This window comes from Vibrio sp. 10N.222.48.A3, from assembly GCF_041475345.1.
GTDB lineage: Bacteria > Pseudomonadota > Gammaproteobacteria > Enterobacterales > Vibrionaceae > Vibrio > Vibrio tasmaniensis_A.
Window position 1 is genome coordinate 1 of record NZ_JBFRVX010001428.1, and the last position, 1,127, is coordinate 1,127.

Sequence of the window (1,127 nt, forward strand, 5' to 3'; positions counted from 1 at the left end):
CCTACAAACCGAAGGCAGCTATACAGCAGGCGGTGGCGATACGGCACTGATGGCAACATTCGGTTTTGGTGCGTTGATTTTTATCTCTTGGTTTATGGGGTAAATCCCAATTGAATAGACTATCTGTTGCCATTTAGAAGGCAGCAGATACAAAAAGCCCGTTAGTCCGATTATTAACAGCCGGACTAACGGGCTTTCTTATTTTCTGATTACCATGGCCAAAAACTAAAAGTGCTTACTTGGTCAAATTGCCGAGCAACTGCTCACACTGCGCTTTTAGCGATTTAAGCTCATCTTCATTCATCTTAGAAAGACACAGCATTTCAACCGGAACGGTCTGCGCTTGCTCTTTGAGCTCTACCCCTGCAGGCGTCAGTGTAATAACTCGAACTCGTTCATCTTCAGCACTGCGAGTTCTAAGCACGTAACCTTTCGTTTCCAAACGCTTGAGTAGTGGCGTCAACGTACCTGAATCCAAATGCGTTTTTGCGCCTAGGGCTTTGACATTTATCTCTTTTTCTTCCCACAGCACCATCATCACAATGTACTGCAAGTAAGTAAGGTCAAGCGCTTTCAGTAAAGGTTGATACGCCCTACTCATTGCATTCGATGCACTATACAGCGCAAAACACACCTGATTATCCAGCTTTAGATAGTCATCTTGGTCGCTCATGATCACCTCACCAATAAATTAAATTGTGCACAATATACTTGCGCGCTCGAATTTTATCAATTAAGCTAGCTTTAAAATTAAGTTGCGCACAATCTAATTGCGAAAAATTATAATTAAGGACTAAAACAATGACAACACTCTACACAACTTCTGCGACTGCTACTGCGGGTCGTAACGGCCAAGTTTCTACTGATGACAATCTGCTTTCAGTAGCGTTGAGCTACCCTAAAGAGATGGGCGGAACAGGTGAAGCGACCAACCCAGAACAACTATTTGCTGCGGGTTACTCTGCGTGTTTCTCAAATGCTCTGCTTCACGTTGCAAAAGAGATGAAAATCAAAATCGCATCGGCGCCAACGACTGCAACAGTCGGTATTGGACCAAATGAAAACGGCGGCTTTGCTTTAACTGTTGCTCTATCGATTGAACTGGCTCTAGAGCAAGAACAAGCTGT

The 1,127-nt window shown here is 43.9% G+C and carries 2 protein-coding genes; one reads left to right on the forward strand and one right to left on the reverse strand.

Features of this window, described 5'->3' with window-relative positions; all coding sequences use genetic code 11:
- Nucleotides 1–235: 235 nt before the first annotated feature.
- Entirely contained in the window at nt 236–673 is a 438-nt protein-coding gene (locus tag AB4653_RS26890) for a MarR family winged helix-turn-helix transcriptional regulator (protein ID WP_029223898.1), read from the reverse strand.
- Nucleotides 674–801: 128 nt separating this feature from the next.
- On the opposite strand from AB4653_RS26890, the gene AB4653_RS26895 reads away from it, so the two are divergent.
- Nucleotides 802–1,127: Ohr family peroxiredoxin (locus AB4653_RS26895; RefSeq protein ID WP_372105759.1), on the forward strand; the 326-nt coding region annotated here is incomplete at its 3' end.